Annotated in this window: 17 protein-coding genes; all 17 read right to left on the bottom strand. The window is 42.1% G+C overall.

The features are described from left to right. Positions 1 to 6: 6 nt before the first annotated feature. The 17 genes from B7721_RS04455 to B7721_RS04375 all read right to left on the bottom strand — a co-directional run bounded on the left by B7721_RS04455 (position 7) and on the right by B7721_RS04375 (position 15,207). Positions 7 to 2,403 (bottom strand): primosomal protein N', encoded by a 2,397-nt coding sequence (locus B7721_RS04455; RefSeq protein ID WP_084877731.1) that lies wholly within the window; start codon positions 2,401 to 2,403, stop codon positions 7 to 9. A gap of 65 nt (positions 2,404 to 2,468) precedes the next feature. Beyond that, positions 2,469 to 2,783 (bottom strand): DNA-directed RNA polymerase subunit omega, encoded by a 315-nt coding sequence (rpoZ, locus tag B7721_RS04450; RefSeq protein ID WP_002874282.1) that lies wholly within the window; start codon positions 2,781 to 2,783, stop codon positions 2,469 to 2,471. Positions 2,784 to 2,807: 24 nt separating this feature from the next. Further along, positions 2,808 to 3,434: a guanylate kinase gene (gene gmk, locus B7721_RS04445; RefSeq protein ID WP_000775041.1), complete on the bottom strand. Its 627-nt coding sequence runs from the start codon at positions 3,432 to 3,434 to the stop codon at positions 2,808 to 2,810. Positions 3,435 to 3,568: 134 nt separating this feature from the next. Beyond that, the gene (locus B7721_RS04440) at positions 3,569 to 5,182 is read right to left on the bottom strand and encodes a ribonuclease Y (protein WP_049519337.1); all 1,614 of its coding nucleotides are present in this window, start codon (positions 5,180 to 5,182) and stop codon (positions 3,569 to 3,571) included. Positions 5,183 to 5,365: 183 nt separating this feature from the next. Then, positions 5,366 to 7,069 carry a P-loop NTPase fold protein gene (locus tag B7721_RS04435; protein WP_142358575.1) on the bottom strand — a complete coding sequence of 568 codons (1,704 nt, stop codon included), beginning with the start codon at positions 7,067 to 7,069 and terminating at the stop codon, positions 5,366 to 5,368. 201 nt (positions 7,070 to 7,270) lie between these two features. Then, a complete protein-coding gene (locus B7721_RS04430; protein WP_084877730.1) occupies positions 7,271 to 7,525 on the bottom strand; it encodes a Txe/YoeB family addiction module toxin in 255 nt (84 codons plus the stop codon). A gap of 3 nt (positions 7,526 to 7,528) precedes the next feature. Continuing rightward, entirely contained in the window at positions 7,529 to 7,783 is a 255-nt protein-coding gene (locus B7721_RS04425; RefSeq protein WP_000388572.1) for a type II toxin-antitoxin system Phd/YefM family antitoxin, read from the bottom strand. Between the two features lie 132 nt (positions 7,784 to 7,915). After that, the gene (locus B7721_RS04420; RefSeq protein WP_084877726.1) at positions 7,916 to 9,013 is read right to left on the bottom strand and encodes a nucleotidyltransferase; all 1,098 of its coding nucleotides are present in this window, start codon (positions 9,011 to 9,013) and stop codon (positions 7,916 to 7,918) included. Between the two features lie 9 nt (positions 9,014 to 9,022). Then, a complete protein-coding gene (locus B7721_RS04415) occupies positions 9,023 to 9,763 on the bottom strand; it encodes a class I SAM-dependent DNA methyltransferase (RefSeq protein ID WP_162283492.1) in 741 nt (246 codons plus the stop codon). Between the two features lie 109 nt (positions 9,764 to 9,872). Then, a complete protein-coding gene (gene rsfS / locus B7721_RS04410; protein ID WP_070800091.1) occupies positions 9,873 to 10,226 on the bottom strand; it encodes a ribosome silencing factor in 354 nt (117 codons plus the stop codon). Further along, positions 10,227 to 10,820 carry a bis(5'-nucleosyl)-tetraphosphatase (symmetrical) YqeK gene (yqeK, locus tag B7721_RS04405; RefSeq protein ID WP_084877723.1) on the bottom strand — a complete coding sequence of 198 codons (594 nt, stop codon included), beginning with the start codon at positions 10,818 to 10,820 and terminating at the stop codon, positions 10,227 to 10,229. Continuing rightward, on the bottom strand, positions 10,820 to 11,449 hold the full coding sequence (locus B7721_RS04400) for a nicotinate-nucleotide adenylyltransferase (RefSeq protein WP_084877721.1): 630 nt from the start codon (positions 11,447 to 11,449) through the stop codon (positions 10,820 to 10,822). The genes yqeK and B7721_RS04400 overlap by 1 nt, the downstream gene beginning before the upstream one ends. Before the next feature lie 52 nt (positions 11,450 to 11,501). Further along, positions 11,502 to 11,813, bottom strand: coding sequence for a ribosome assembly RNA-binding protein YhbY (gene yhbY, locus B7721_RS04395; protein ID WP_000060169.1), 312 nt, complete (start codon positions 11,811 to 11,813; stop codon positions 11,502 to 11,504). 213 nt (positions 11,814 to 12,026) lie between these two features. Beyond that, on the bottom strand, positions 12,027 to 13,133 hold the full coding sequence (yqeH, locus tag B7721_RS04390) for a ribosome biogenesis GTPase YqeH (protein ID WP_084877720.1): 1,107 nt from the start codon (positions 13,131 to 13,133) through the stop codon (positions 12,027 to 12,029). A gap of 2 nt (positions 13,134 to 13,135) precedes the next feature. Further along, entirely contained in the window at positions 13,136 to 13,663 is a 528-nt protein-coding gene (locus tag B7721_RS04385; RefSeq protein ID WP_000963732.1) for a YqeG family HAD IIIA-type phosphatase, read from the bottom strand. A gap of 17 nt (positions 13,664 to 13,680) precedes the next feature. Further along, positions 13,681 to 14,589, bottom strand: coding sequence for a magnesium transporter CorA family protein (locus tag B7721_RS04380; RefSeq protein WP_000899715.1), 909 nt, complete (start codon positions 14,587 to 14,589; stop codon positions 13,681 to 13,683). Positions 14,590 to 14,646: 57 nt separating this feature from the next. Continuing rightward, on the bottom strand, positions 14,647 to 15,207 hold the full coding sequence (locus B7721_RS04375; protein WP_001150569.1) for a mechanosensitive ion channel family protein: 561 nt from the start codon (positions 15,205 to 15,207) through the stop codon (positions 14,647 to 14,649). Positions 15,208 to 15,314: the final 107 nt, after the last annotated feature.

The following is a 15,314-nucleotide window of genomic DNA, read 5'->3' as shown; positions in this document are numbered from 1 at the left end:
TCCTTCTTATAAAAACTGCTGCGGTTCGTGGTCAATGCTGAGACGGAGCTCACTATTTTCCCGTTCTTGAGTCAAGGCCAAAACCCGATTGAGAGTTGGTCCCAGCTCATCTTCTAAACGGTATTTAATCAAAATCTGGTAATGATAAAGGTTGTGGGTACGGGCAATGGGTTTTGGTGTCGGTCCAAGGATTTTACTAGTTTCCGATAAACCTGAGCGCAAAATTCCCATAACTTCATAGGCACGTTTGACAACCTCTTCTTCTTTCTTGTGAGAGAGGGTAATCCCAATGGTGAAATAATAAGGTGGGTAGCCAAGTTGGCGTCTGATACTCATTTCATAGGCATAAAAACCTTCATAATCCTGATCTTTTGCAAAACGAATGGCATAGTGCTCCGGATTGTATGACTGAATCAAGACCTGCCCAGCTTTTTCCGCACGACCTGCCCGACCAGCCACCTGAGTTAAGAGTTGGAAGGTTCTCTCAGAAGAACGGAAATCAGGCAGGTTCAAGGCCGTATCCGCATTGAGTACTCCAACCAAAGTCACATTTGGAAAATCCAAGCCCTTGGCAATCATCTGAGTTCCCAGCAAGATATCCGCTTCGCCTCGGCCAAACTGGTCAAGAAGAGCTTGGTGACTCCCCTTCCTGCGGGTCGTATCCACATCCATCCGCAGAATGCGAGCCTGAGGAAAGAGCTCTGCTAGCTCATCGTAGGCTTTCTGAGTCCCTGTACCGTAGTAGCGAATGCTGCGACTCTGACAGTTAGGACAGACATGAGGAATTCCCTTAGAAAAGCCACAGTAATGGCAGTTCATGGTCTTGGTATCCATGTGGAGAGTCAGAGAAATATCACAGTTGGGACAGCTATCTACCGTTCCACACTCCCGACACATAACAAAGCTAGAATAACCCCGACGGTTGAGCATGAGGACTACCTGTTCTTTTTTATCCAAACGGTCTTGGATGGCTTCTAGTAAAGGGGGCGTAAAGTTTGACGTCTCATTCTGCCCGATATAGTCCCGAAAGTCAATCACTTGAACCTCAGGAATGGTGGCTAAAGGATTGGCCCGTTGGGTCAGACGTAAGTGTTGGTAGACACCTTTTCCAGCCCGCGCACGGCTCTCTAAGCTCGGTGTTGCCGAACCAAGGACCAGGGCTGCTTGATTGTACTGGGCCCGTAGAATGGCGACCTCTCTAGCATGGTAACGGGGATTGCTGTCTTGTTTGTAACTAGCTTCATGCTCTTCATCGATAATGATGACACCTAGATTTTTCAGAGGAGCAAAGATAGCTGATCGAGCGCCAACGACAACTTGGGCATCGCCACGCTCAACCTTGCGCCATTCATCGTACTTTTCACCATTGGAAAGGCCTGAGTGGAGGATAGCTACTTTCTCGCCGAAACGAGCAATGAAACGCTCCGTCATTTGTGGCGTCAGAGAAATCTCAGGTACCAGTAAAATAGCTGTCTTACCCTTGTCCAAGGCTCCTTGGATAATCTGCAAGTAAACCTCTGTTTTCCCACTTCCTGTAATCCCTTGAAGGAGGAATGGTGGTTGCTGACTGCCAATAGCACTGATAACCGCATCACGCGCCTGTCTTTGCTCTGGGTTCAGCTCCAAAGGTTGACTGGCTTCAATGCCTTCGAAATAAGCAGCTGAACGTTGCACTTCCTTTTGAACAAGGGTTAGAGCTCCTTGATCCACAAAGAAGTTGACTTGCTCCCGCGAATAAGACTCTAACAAGCTAGCCAGAGGAGCACTCTCAGGACGAGACAGTAAATAGTCTCTCAGCTCTGCCTTTTTCTTAGCACGCGCAGAAATCTCAACACCTTCTAACTGCTCAACATGGACCTCATACCAAGATTGGGTCTTGACCTTCTTCTGATCAACAGCCTGGTACTCTAAACGGAGCAACCCTTTTCTGGTCAAGCGCATCATTTCAGCTTGCTTGGCAAGGTCTAAAGAAGAAAAGGCTAGCGAATCTTCTGAACCAAACAGACGCTCTCGGTCTGCCTGACTGAGACCTTCTAAAGGATAGAGAATCTTATCATAGCTGGAGTTTAAAAATCCCGGAAGCATGGCTTTTAGGATGAAGATTTTGTAAGAAAAGACAGACTTACGTAGCTCCTCAGCTAGCCAGAGTTGCTCCTGGGTCAAGACGGGAGAAAAATCTAGGACTTCTGCAATCTCTTTCAAGTCCTGATCATCCACTTCTTCATCCGACTGGGACTCCAAGCCCAACACAATCCCTTGGATCAAACGATTGCCCTTGCCGAAGGGGACATGGACCCGCATACCGGCTTCCAGCATCTCTACAAATTCCTCAGGGACCTTGTAGCTGTAGGGCTGGTCCGTCTGCATCAGGGGAACATCCACTATAATTTTTGCGATAGCCATTTTCTCACCTCCTTCTTGTCACTACATTCTTGCAATAGAAAAAATAAGATTGAGTCCCCCCAACCTTAAATTTTTTCACCATCTTCTTTTTCTTTAGCGATTTGCTCTTTGATTTTCTTTTCTTCTTCTTCCTTGCGGCGTTTTTCTTCTTCGATACGGAGACGAACTGCTTCACGTTTTCCTTCTGGATCTGGGTGAATGGTTACATTTCCAGACTCGATTTCTTCCAAAGCACGAAGAGTTGATTTTTCAGACTTAAACTCTTGAGTTGCTGGCGCACCTGCTTCTAGTTCGTGGGCACGCTTTGCTTCCAAGATTACGAGTGAATATTTTGATGGCACCTTGTCCAGCAAGGTATCAATAGAGGGTTTTAACATCATTTGCTTGTACCTGTTTCCTATAGTTTATCGAGTAGTTGGAGATTTTGGCAACATCTCCTGGTAGTGACCAATGACACGGTCCACACGGAAGTGTTCTGCTTCGATCACACGCTTGACACGTTCAGCAGCGAGGGGCACCTGATCGTTGACAATGGCATAATCATACTCACGCATGAGAGCAATTTCTTCCTTGGCTTTTTCGATTCGTTGGGCAATCACTTCCGCACTATCTGTTCCACGACCTACCAAACGATCTTGCAATTCATCCAAATCTGGTGGTGTTAGAAAGATAAAGACAGCATCTGGAACCTTTTTCTTAACCTGAAGGGCTCCCTGCACTTCAATCTCAAGAAAGACATCGATTCCCTTGTCCAGAGTTTCATTGACATAGGTCAGAGGAGTTCCATAATAGTTACCGACATATTCTGCATATTCCAACATCTGACCTTGACGGATTAGCTCTTCAAACTCTTCACGAGTACGGAAGAAATAGTCCACTCCGTCCACTTCACCAGGACGTTGCGCGCGCGTCGTCATCGATACAGAATATTGAAATTGATTCTCAGAACTCTCAAAAATCTCTCTTCTAACCGTTCCTTTCCCAACTCCTGAAGGACCAGAAAAAACGATTAGCAAGCCTCGGTCTGCCATTGTGTCTCCTTTAGTTAGTCTGTGAAATAAAGTAAAATTTCCCTCGGATACTGATGATAAGGTCAGTTATCCTTCTACAGTCTTTCTATCTAGTGTAACAAAAAAGCAGTAATATTTCAACTGCTCTTTCTTATTTATTTAGCATAATCTACTGCACGAAGTTCACGGATCACGGTTACCTTGATATTTCCTGGGTAATCGAGATTGTTTTCAATTTTCTCACGAACTTTGTGAGCCAAGATTGTGACTTTGTCGTCTTTGATTTGTCCTGGATTAACCATGATACGGATTTCACGTCCTGCTTGAAGGGCAAAACTATTTTGCACTCCTTCAAAGCCATTGGCGATTTCTTCCAAATCATGGAGACGCTTGATATAGCTTTCAAGAGACTCGCTACGAGCACCTGGACGCGCTGCACTCAAGGCATCTGCTGCAGCAACAATCACTGCAATGACGCTTTCGGCTTCCACATCGCCGTGGTGGCTAGCAATCGTATTCACCACAACTGGGTGTTCCTTGTACTTACGAGCCAACTCCGTACCAATCTCAACGTGGCTGCCTTCAACCTCGCGGTCAATAGCTTTTCCGATGTCATGAAGGAATCCAGCACGACGGGCAAGAGCTGCATTTTCACCAAGTTCACTCGCGATGATACCAGATAACTTAGCAACCTCAATCGAATGACGCAAGACATTTTGTCCATAAGAAGTACGGAACTGCAAGCGTCCCATGATCTTCATCAAGTCTGGATGAAGGTTTGGCGCACCAATCTCATAGGCAGCAGCCTCACCGTATTCACGGATTTTATTGTCAATCTCTTGACGGTTTTTCTCCACCAACTCCTCGATACGAGCTGGGTGGATACGTCCATCCTTGAGCAACATTTCCATGGTCATACGAGCAATTTCACGACGAATCGGATCAAATCCTGACAAGGTTACCACTTCTGGCGTGTCGTCGATAATCACATCGACCCCTGTCAAACTTTCAAAGGTACGAATATTGCGTCCTTCACGACCGATAATGCGTCCCTTCATGGTATCGTCTGGTAGATGAACTGTAGAGTTTGTTGACTCCGCTACATAGTCACCAGCGATACGCTGCATAGCCTGAACCAAGATATCTTTCGCAATCTTGTCTGAACGTTCCTTGACCTCTTGCTCAGCCTCACGAATGCGACTAGCAATTTCCTTGGTCAAATTTTCCTCTGTCTGAGCCAAGATAATATCTCGAGCCTCAGTTTGGGAAAGGGAGCCAATACGTTCAAGTTCAGCTTCTTTTTGTCTTTCGACTTCCTCTAATTGCTCTTCACGTGCATCAAGGTTTTTTGCTCTATCAGAAATACTTTGTTCTTTTTGTTCAAGTGTTTTTTCTTTGTTCGTCAAATTGTCGTCTTTGCGGTCAAGACTCGTTGCACGTTCCGTCAAACGACTTTCAATTTGCTTGAGCTCCTGACGTTCTGACTTAAATTCAGCGTCCACTTCTTCACGGTATTTTCTGGCTTCCTCTTTGGCCTCCAATAGTGCTTCTTTTTTAAGAGACTTGCTTTCGCTCTTGGCTTCATTTAGTAATAAATCCGCTTCGCGCTCAGCTTGTCCTCGTAAATTAGTTGCTTCTTGTTCAGCATTTAGAAGCATCAACTCTGCAGCCTCTTGAGATGATTTCATCTTAGCTGAGATGCTGACATATCCAATGACTAAACCAATGATGACGGCAAAAACAACAATCGCAATGGTCATGATTTCCATGTTTTTACCTCATTAAATTTGTTTATCGAATGACATACATTCCTTAATATTCTATCATAAAAAAACAATTTTCACAAACCCAAATTGAAGAGTTTTGTGTGAATTTTAGAAGAAAGTTCGCCTGATTCAATCTTCATTTTGACTAAATGCTACAATAAAATATATTTGATAGTCATTTGTAATTTAGATTTTGAAACGAAGGTAATTTTGTACAAAATCACGATATTTTTCATTCTTCAATAGTTCATTGAGTTTATCTTTGTGGTTTTTTATATTTATATAACCATTCTGTAATCCATAGTAAATTTCAACTAAATATTTTTTTACCTCAATATCAGGAATTCCAGGATCATCCACTGTTATCTCATCTCCTATTTTTGATATAAATAAATTTTTTAAACCTTTTTTCCATAAAAATGATAACAAATCAAAAAAATATTTCTGCTTAACATCAAACATACTATACATTGTTTTCTGATTGATAGACACCAAAGGATAATCCGACATAATACCAGGAATATCATAGTTTAAAATTATCGATAACATCTCAAAATACAGGTACGAATTTCTCTCATAAAGATGTTCAAAATATTTATCTATTTCATCTTTGTCTAAGTATTCAAATAGTGAGACTAGAATATTTTCAGTTCCTCCCCAACCATTCATCCACTTAATAATATAGTTTGCTTTCTCGCTTTCATCAGTTTTATTTGAAAGTTTTTCTAATGACTTTTGAAATTCTCTCAAACTCAATTTTTCTTCTTTCATTTGTTGGTTTTTTTCCTGTACCTCTCTATAATTTTTATCTACATAATAAATTTTAAAAATCAATGATAACATTTTTCCAAAGTCATCATCTCTCAATTTACTCTTTTTCAAAATGTTATCTATGACTTCTCCTGTAGATACCATTCGATTATGATTCAGCTTAAATTTTTTATCAATGAGATTTTCCTTTGTTGATTCCATTTCCTTACTATTTAAAATTACAATAATTTTAAATTTTTTATTCTCAGAAAGATGGTCAATATAACCCAATAAATCATTGTAATCTGAAGGGTTATCTGATTTTGCTGCATCTGAAGGCTTATCCGATTTTGCTGCATCTGAAGGCTTATCCGATTTTGCTACATATGAAGGCTTATCCGATTTTGCTACATATGAAACCCGTTCAAGATCATCAAAAATAATGATAGAATCTCGCTTCATCAAATCCGTTCCAACTGTTTTAAAGAACCATTTAAAAACTCCTCCAACAAGTGGAATAAAGTCCAAATTTCCGAGTATGGATTGTTTTTCTATCTCATTAATCAATATTCTCTCGGCTTGCTCTCTTGTTTTTATACCAAAGCAGGAAATATAGTAGATTTCTTTCTTTTTGTAAATTTGATTTTCAAAAAACGTCTTTATAAAAAATGTTTTCCCACTCCCCCAAGAACCATCCAGCCAGTACACATTATGAATAGAGTCAGGACTATTTAAAAACTCCACCAGATGAGTTTGAAAAGGATGGTCATCCAAGTCATATTCTGGAAATAGCTCTGGGTCTAGTTTCTTATAATTAACTTTTTTTAAAATTATGTCTAAAAACCAGAATAGTATTGTTGGTATAGTCAGTGCTAACAATATTATTACACGATTCACATACAAAATTGAAATAATATCTTTTAAAAAATTATAATTAGATACAAATTTATAAATAGGTAAAGCAAAGCGTTTAAATTGTTCAATCTCAAGTGCAAGATATAGTACCCATATACTGGCTATAAATATTTTGTACCATTCAACAATTCTAACATTACTACTCCATGATGGCCTTTTCAATAAATATTTCAATGGTTTGAAATTCAGAAAAAAATTAAGAATCCTCGTCATTATATTTTTCATATATACCCCTTTTAATCTATATTATCATGATTATACCACAAAATAAGAGTTATAAAGCGGATTCAAGGGACAAGAACCTAGTTATTATACTAAAATTTTTCACTGATTTCTTAACTTAGGAAATCTATCATTTCTCAAAGACTTTATCTTCAATTTGCTAGCTAAAATTTCTAAAATAAAAAAGCCCACCTTTCAGTAGACTTAGTAATGATCTTTGAAGGACAAGAAAGCCACGCTATCTCCATCTATCATATAAATCAAGCGATTTTCTGCATCAATACGACGTGACCAAACTCCATGATAGTCATACTTGAGTGGTTCTGGTTTACCAATTCCTGCAAAAGGATCTCGTTGAATATCCTTGACTAGCATATTGATTCTTTTTAATGTTTTCTTATCTTGGTTTTGCCAGTAGCAATAATCTGCCCAGGCATCTTCTGTAAACTTGAGCAGCATTTCTCACTCCTCAATAACATGGACCTGAGTACTTCCAGCTCGGACTTGAGCCATTCCTCGCAAGACCTTGTCAGAAAGTTCCTTGTTTTGAGCGATTCTCAGGGTTTCCTGAATACTGTCCCATTCACTCTTTGAAAGAACTACAATATCCTCATCTGGATTTTTATTGACCACCGTTAAAGGCTCAAACTCATCGTTCACCTTCTTCATGTAGTCTTTTAAATGATTTCGGAATGTTGAATAAAGAACTGCTTCCATAACCATACCTCGTTTTGCCTCTTTTCCACTATTATACACAAAAAGAAAGAAATTGTCAGGAACTTGTACAAGATTTTTCTTTTCTATCTATTTATTCGAAAATCTTCTAAAAAAGCCTACCTTTCAGTAGACTTAGTTTGTTTCTATTCTAATCGGCACTCTGCCAAAATCCTGCTCTGCTATACTTGGTTGTCCCAGTCGGTAAATCTGGTCTGCCTTTTGGGTCATAGCATCCCAAGGTTCTTTGCCAATTCGGCTGACTAGATGGACCTGCTCTTTCAGAGACTTGAGATGTTGTCTGCCTTTTTCTGTAAATCCTAGGACATGGATGCCCTCTGGCAGTTCACTTTCTCTAGCCTGCACCAGGATATAGGTCAAGAGGCGTCTGACACGCGCCTTGGTGTAGCGTTTGGTCGCAACCGCCTCGACCAATTCGTCAACAGACTGGGCTGTTTTGATCGCATCCTTGATGCGCACAGCCATTTCTTGATTGACCTGATAGATGGCCGTTAGGTTTGGATTTGACAAAATTTGATAGCGGAGCAAGGGAAAATAGTCATCCCAACTCACCTTACAGGTCTGCTCAAAGAGGGTAACAGAGGGCATAAAGCGTTCTAAGAAATCTTGGTCTGATTGATGCTGGCGGAGAGCTGTTGCAGAGGCAAAGTCCACATCCTTGTCCACAGAATGATAACCCGCTCCCTGACGCTGGATAGGATGGAGTTTGATGTTGCGTCCTGCAACCGCCTTGGCATAGGCCAGAGCAAGGACATGATTGGGCGTGTTTCCTGAAAAATCAAGACCTGCAAAATCCTTCCACATGGCTTGGGTTTTCTGGGGATAAGAGAGGGAATCAGGCAGATTTTCCACAAATTTCTCCATCTCAGTACCTTGCTCTGTGTATAAGTCAGCGATATTTTGATAATCTAAAACTTCTTCTGTCCCAAAAGCGAGGCTATCAATGCCCAACCGATCCAAGATAGCCACTGCTCCTTGTCCAAAGAAATCCGCTGCCTGAACACTGACTAAAAAGGGCAATTCCACTACCAGATCCGCTCCATTTTCCAGCGCCATCTGAGCCCGAGTCCACTTGTCCACGATAGCCGGCTCTCCACGCTGCATGAAATTCCCAGACATGGCAACGATTTTCAGTCCCTTCGCCTGCTCAAGCAAGTATTTGTGCCCATTATGGAAAGGATTGAACTCTGCGATAATACCTGTGATGGTCATGGTAATCTCCTACTTCTGCGCGACAAAAAACCAACGGGTGCTGGTTTCTGTCGGCTCCTTGTCCTCAAAGTCCGCATAGAGTTTGAAAGACTTGAAACCAGCCTGTTCCAGCAAAATATCATAGGTCAAGACCTCATAGGTTCGCTCCTCATGTACTTCATCGTGACGACTAAAGGAACCGTCAGCCTCCTTGACAAAGAAAGTCAACTCATGCACGATGGAGTGAGGAGCTTCGTCCTCATAGGTGTCCCAAAGCATAGCGAAATCTTCCGCATTTTCATGGTAGGAATAGCCAGGGAATACTTCGTCTGTCTGGTAGGTCGAATGCACGTCAAAGATGAAAACTCCATCTTCATTGAGGGCATTATACACTTCCTTAAAGACGTCTCCTACCTCGACCTCATCCTGCATGTAGCAGATAGAGTCCGAGTAACACGTAACAAAGTCGTATTGACCAGCCTTGGACAAATCCAGCATATTGCCCTCTATAAAATCAATCTTTTGCTTGGCTGAAGTAGCTCTCTTTTCCGCAATCTTCAACATATCCGCGCTCAAGTCAAGTCCTGTCACATCAAAGCCAGCCTGAGAAAAGCGGACAGACTGGATACCTGTCCCGCAAGCCAGTTCCAAAAGTTTCTTTCTCTCCTTAGTCTTAGGCAAATGACGTAGAGAAAAATCCGTCCATTTATCGTATAAACTGTCATCCATCACAGCATCGTAAACAGCCGCAAAGGTTTCATAAGTTGCCATAATCATGATACCAAGAGCCTCCATGGCAAACACCACTCGCCCTTTACCTTTCCATCAATTTTCTAAAATAAGCAAATAAAACCCAGTTGCCTGCAACTGAGTTCATCTACTAGGCCAAGGCTTCTGAAATATCTACAGAAGCCGCCTCATGCCATAGTTTTTCTAGGTTATAGTGGGCACGCATTTCTTCTGAAAAAATATGCACAACAACACCGCCGAGGTCCAACAAAACCCATCCTCCAGCTGCATCACCTTCAACATGACTGCCTTTAAAGCCTGCTTCCGCTACTTTTTCACGGATATTATCTGCGATAGCGTCCAACTGACGGCTATTCATCGAGCTAGTGATAACAAAGTAGTCCGTCACGCTGGTCAAATCTTGTACATCAAGTGCGAGGATATCCTCCGCACGTTTCTCATCAGCCGCTTTCACGACTAGTTCTAGTAATTCTTTTTCGTTCATTTAGTCCTCTTTCAAATAGTGCACAAATGCGTTATAGGTTTCAAGGGTTTGGGGATAGATGGGGAATCCCTGATGAGCTAGATGCTCCACGGTACGAGCTGTTTCGTAGGCCACTGCCTTATTGAGAGATAGCTCAGCAATTTCACGTGCCTGGTCCACTCCTGGAAAGGCACGATTGTGCTCGATATAGTCGGCTACATAGATAACCTTATCTAGGTCTGTCATCTGACCAGCCCCGACTGTATGGATTTCAATAGCTCGCAGGATTTCAGAATCATGCAAATCCAAATCTTCTTGAAGCTTGTAAATTCCGACCATGCCATGCCAGACATTGTTTCCCCAGTTTTTGAGGTCGAGGTCTAGCTGATAACGGTCAATCAAGTCTAGAAATTCCTGATCTGACAACTTTTTAGCATAGTCGTGGAGAAGTCCTGCTAGACCTGCTTTCTCACTATCCACACCAAAGCGCTGAGCCAGTTCTATGGCTGCACGCTCCACACCCAAACAATGGGTTAAACGTTTTTCAGGCAGAAGCTCTGCCATTCTTTCCAACAAAGCCTCTCGGGAACAGTTGATATAGTCTTGGTATGCCATCAGTAGAGCCCCTCCTTCTCGATGTAGTCTAGCACTGGCTGAGGTAGGAGAAAGTTAGGTTTCCGACCTTGGGCAATGAAGTCACGCACCATGCTGGACGAGATGTCCATGAGAGGCACATCCACCCAGATAACTGGATAGGAAGTCCCTGCCTTGTAGCGCGGGCGCTGAACTCCAACAAACTGAACCATTTCGACCAGCTCATCAATTCGGTACCATTTAGGCAGATAGTCCACCATATCAGCCCCGATAATGAAGTAATAATCCGTATCTGGATGTTGCTCGGTCAAAATCTTCATGGTGTCGTAGGTGTAGGAAATACCCTTACGTTCTAACTCAATGGTTTCAATGTCCAGACCTTCAATCCCCTCTATCGCCAAATCAAGCATCTTGAGACGGTGGTGTTCAGGGATGGTTTCCTTTTTATCCACATGAGGTGGTTGGTATTCGGGCATAAGCAGGACCTGGTCCAGTCCTAACTGTTGTCGTACTTGGTCCGCCACAACAAGATGGGCATTGTGAACAGGGTTAAAATTTCCCCCTAAAATCCCGACTTGTTTGCGTTTTTTCTCCTTGATTTCTGGCTCCAACTCTACCTTGGTAAAGGGAGTCAATAATTCGATTGCCATAGGCTCGTCTTCCTTTAATTCTCTGTAAAAACAGTTTCTTGGAGTTTCAATTTTAGATTTCTTTAACTTTCTTGGAAATCTTGCGATTTTCTTTCTTGCTGGATTGTTTAAACAAGATCAAGATGCGTCCGATTTTTTGGACTGTATCCACACCAATTTCTTCTTCCAAGATTTCAGCTACTTCGTGGATATTCTCATCTGTGTTTTGTAAGAGAGTAACCTTGATCAATTCGCGGGCGTCAAGAGCTTGACGGACGCTGGTTTTGATTTGGTCGTTGAGACCATTTTTCCCAATTTGGATGATAGGTTTGAGGGTGTGTGCCTGACTGTTGAGGAAGGCACGTTGTTTTGATGTTAATGACATAATTTCTTTAAAAGAGTTTCTTTTTATACTTTTCTGAAGTGGTTACGGACGTCAGCAAAGTCCTTCGGACTTTCATGACTAAAATCTGAGCCTAAGGTCTCAGATTTTCCGCAGTTGATACAACTCCTTGTATCAACTGACACCACGGAGAAAAGTATCTTCTATGGGCTCGCCCTGCTCGCCTTTATAAAGATAACCCTTTCCTTTCTGTGTTTAAATGATTGCTTTTCGTGTGACGACTGCGACGCCTTCTGGTGCCCAGACAGCGACTTTGGCGGTGCCTGTTACGCGGATCCAGCCAAGTCCTGAGATAACTAGGTCAGTCTTGTCCTTGATGGTAAAGACATGCTGGACTAGTTTTGGAAAATCTTCTTTTTCCTTGCTATTTGGTGGTGTCAGAAGGGTTCCGAGGTGCTTGTCGTAGAAAGCACTAGCGCCTTCAAGCTTGGTACGGTGGAGTTTGAGTTCATTGTCAAAGAAGGCAGTAAAGCCTTGCTTTTCTCCTGCAATAAAGTCAAAGCGTCCAAGACCACCTAAAAACAGGGTTTGCTCAGGGTTAAGCTGGTAGGTTTTGGGCTTGATTTCCTTTTTAGGGCTGACATACTTGAGGTTTTTTGCCGTCAAGTAGTGGGCCATCTGGTGACGGTGGATAATCCCTGGTGTATCGTAGATATAAGAACCGTCATCAAGTGGGATCTCAATCTTGTCCAAGGTTGTCCCTGGGAAGCGCGAAGTCGTGATGACATTCTGGTCACCCGTTATTTCTTGGATAATGGCATTGATGAGAGTTGATTTTCCAACGTTGGTTACCCCAACTACGTAGACATCGCGGCCCTTACGGTAGTGTTCAATCTTGTCAATGACTTCCTTAATAGCATGCTTATTCTGTGCTGAAGTCAGGACGACATCCACAGGGCGAAGTCCTTCTTCGTGGGCACGCTCCATCAGCCATTGGCTAATCTTGCCCGGTTTAACTGACTTGGGCAGGATATCTTTCTTATTTCCGACCAAGAGGACATCATTGCCCGATACAAAGCGTGGCAGGCCTGGGATGACAGAACCATTAAAATCAAAAATATCAATGACATTGACCACCAAAGCATCACTGTCTCCCACCTCGTGCAAGAGCTTGAGGAAATCATCGTCCGTCAACTGGACATCTGTGATTTCATTGTAATGACGAAGACGGAAACAGCGTTGGCAATAAACTTCGCCAGTCTCCAAACCTTTTTCAAGTGCTGACTGGGGAGTAAATCCAAGACCAGTCTTGTCTGTCGTCTGAATGGTTGCTCCACAACCAATACAGAGAATTTCTTCCATAGTTAAATTCCTTTTTTATATGTAATCGGTCCGTACTTTTCAGTGATTTTGCGCATGACACGGCGCTCGCGAGCCCGGTTAATCTGCGTTTTGATGGAGTCGTGTTGGACCAAGGGTTTGACTAAGATCGAGCGAATGCCTGCACGGTGGGCTGCTCGTATATCCGTCATGAGTTGGTCGCCGACCATGACCACTTCATTTTTCTCATAGTGGAATTCCTTCATGGCACGGTCAATCCCAAAAGTGAAAGGCTTCAAGGCCCAATAAACGTAGTCAATCCCAAATTTCTCAACTGCTCGTTGGACCCGTTTTTTGGTGTTATTTGAGACCACGATGATGCGAATACCTGCGTCCCGAAGGTCATGTAGCCATTGCTTCATCTCTGGCGTCCCATCAGGGTTGTTCCAAGCAATGAGGGTATTATCCAGATCGACCAAAACAGCCTTGATACCATGCGCTTGCAGGCTTGGGACTGTCAGATCATAAACTGCTTCCACAGCAAAATCTGGCATATAATTTTCAATCGCCATTCTGGCTCCTTTTCTTTTTAATTTCTAGCAATATTCTTTAAATATTGGGCTAAGACTACCCATAAAATGAGACTAGCTATCAAAATATAAATCCAAGCATTTGGTTCATCTGCAAACGGTAAGGGAACATTCATTCCGAAGAATCCTGTAATAACCGCAAGGATAGCTAGCAAGACTGAGATAATTGTCAAAGTTGTCAAATTATCATTTAGATTATTATTTAGGATGTTGTTGTAAGAGGCTGAGAGTTGTTGCAAAACTTGAGAAATCAAGTCTGTCATCGAAACCAACTGATGCGCTTCAATCATGGCATCGTCAAACTGCTCTCTTTCTACCTCATTAAAATTGCGATAAAGAGCATGCCCTTGGATGTGTTCCAAGAGGAGACGATTTTGTTTGGCAGCTGCTGTCAGGTAAACCATACCAGTTTCCAAGTCAGAGAGGGCAAAGAGATTTTTTTTAGTTGTTTTTTGACGAAGAAGTGCACTGATTTCATCCTTACTTTTATCCATTTCTTCAATCACTGGATAATAAGCATTGCTAATAATCTCTAAACTGGCAAAAAGAAATTTGTAGATTGAAACAACTTCATGGCTTTCAAGGTAGGTTGCCATACGTTTAATCACATAACTATTCTTGTGATTACTAATTGTGATCAACCGTTGTTTTTCAACGATAAAGGTCATCGGAATCGCTTCATAATATTCTTTGTCTTTTTCTAAGTCAAGAACATTATAAATGAAGGTTACCGTTCCCGTTTCACGGTGATAGTCCATGTGGGCACGCTCATTTCTATCCAGAGCATACTCGATAGTTTCCTTGTCCAATCCATAGACATCTGAAAGGTCTTCCATGTTTTTAATTTTGTCCACATCAAGGTCTATCCACGTACAATCGTGACCTAGTTTTTTCTCTACAAATAGCATACTCTCTCCTTTACCAAACTCCTTCTATTGTACCACAAATCTGCTAAAATAGCCGGCCTATTCAGTACGAGATAGATTGCTGACGACGGTGATATTGCGATTGGGAACAAAGTGAAGGGCTTGATCATCACCTCGCAGTTGCGTTGTACGGATCCCTACGCTAACGACCTTTCCAGAAACGGTAATCGGTCCATTTGTGAGAACTACTTCATCACCCACATCAAGCTGGCGTTCAAAAAGGATGAAGAAGCCATTGATGACATCGGATAGAAAGCCTTGCGCCCCCATACCAATGGCCACCCCAGCAATCCCCGCACCAGCAAGGAGGCTAGAAACTGGCAGTCCTAAAATAGACAGGATACAGTAGAGCAAAAAGAAATAAAGAATGTAGTTAAAGACATTCTCCAGCAAACGAGAGATGGTTTTTTGTCTTCCTGCATCTCGATTGGAAAATTTAAGTGAGGGCTTGACAATCTTTCGTACAGTCGCATGAAGCATCTTTTTAGCTATATAAAATAGCAAAAACAAAATCAAAAGAGAAATCACCTTGGTCAAGAGATTCTCTAAAATAGTTGTTAAGTCAAGTTTATCAAAATAGCGTTGAAAAAAATCTTGCATATAAAACTCCTTTTTACTATTATACCATAAAATCGTCCTTCTCTTTTCTTTCATAATTATTCAATTATTGTTCCTATTTTCAAAATATCGCTTGCCTCTATAGCATA

The organism is Streptococcus oralis subsp. oralis, assembly GCF_002096445.1.
Classification (GTDB): domain Bacteria; phylum Bacillota; class Bacilli; order Lactobacillales; family Streptococcaceae; genus Streptococcus; species Streptococcus oralis_N.
The sequence above is the reverse complement of the archived record's forward strand: the minus strand, read 5'-3'. Positions and strand labels throughout refer to the sequence as shown.

Bases quoted from the DNA above. Each gene is read 5' to 3' on its own strand.
- rsfS (WP_070800091.1), bottom strand. From the start codon at position 10,226: ATGAACGAAAAAGAATTACTAGAACTAGTCGTGAAAGCGGCTGATGAG.
- B7721_RS04415 (WP_162283492.1), bottom strand. From the start codon at position 9,763: ATGGCAACTTATGAAACCTTTGCGGCTGTTTACGATGCTGTGATGGAT.
- B7721_RS04435 (WP_142358575.1), bottom strand. From the start codon at position 7,069: ATGAAAAATATAATGACGAGGATTCTTAATTTTTTTCTGAATTTCAAA.
- yqeH (WP_084877720.1), bottom strand. From the start codon at position 13,133: ATGGAAGAAATTCTCTGTATTGGTTGTGGAGCAACCATTCAGACGACA.
- B7721_RS04375 (WP_001150569.1), bottom strand. From the start codon at position 15,207: ATGCAAGATTTTTTTCAACGCTATTTTGATAAACTTGACTTAACAACT.
- yqeK (WP_084877723.1), bottom strand. From the start codon at position 10,820: ATGGCATACCAAGACTATATCAACTGTTCCCGAGAGGCTTTGTTGGAA.
- B7721_RS04400 (WP_084877721.1), bottom strand. From the start codon at position 11,449: ATGGCAATCGAATTATTGACTCCCTTTACCAAGGTAGAGTTGGAGCCA.
- B7721_RS04440 (WP_049519337.1), bottom strand. From the start codon at position 5,182: ATGGAAATCATGACCATTGCGATTGTTGTTTTTGCCGTCATCATTGGT.
- B7721_RS04380 (WP_000899715.1), bottom strand. From the start codon at position 14,589: ATGCTATTTGTAGAGAAAAAACTAGGTCACGATTGTACGTGGATAGAC.
- B7721_RS04425 (WP_000388572.1), bottom strand. From the start codon at position 7,783: ATGGAAGCAGTTCTTTATTCAACATTCCGAAATCATTTAAAAGACTAC.
- rpoZ (WP_002874282.1), bottom strand. From the start codon at position 2,783: ATGATGTTAAAACCCTCTATTGATACCTTGCTGGACAAGGTGCCATCA.
- B7721_RS04420 (WP_084877726.1), bottom strand. From the start codon at position 9,013: ATGACCATCACAGGTATTATCGCAGAGTTCAATCCTTTCCATAATGGG.
- B7721_RS04455 (WP_084877731.1), bottom strand. From the start codon at position 2,403: ATGGCTATCGCAAAAATTATAGTGGATGTTCCCCTGATGCAGACGGAC.
- B7721_RS04385 (WP_000963732.1), bottom strand. From the start codon at position 13,663: ATGGCGATTGAAAATTATATGCCAGATTTTGCTGTGGAAGCAGTTTAT.
- gmk (WP_000775041.1), bottom strand. From the start codon at position 3,434: ATGGCAGACCGAGGCTTGCTAATCGTTTTTTCTGGTCCTTCAGGAGTT.
- B7721_RS04430 (WP_084877730.1), bottom strand. From the start codon at position 7,525: ATGCTGCTCAAGTTTACAGAAGATGCCTGGGCAGATTATTGCTACTGG.
- yhbY (WP_000060169.1), bottom strand. From the start codon at position 11,813: ATGTCATTAACATCAAAACAACGTGCCTTCCTCAACAGTCAGGCACAC.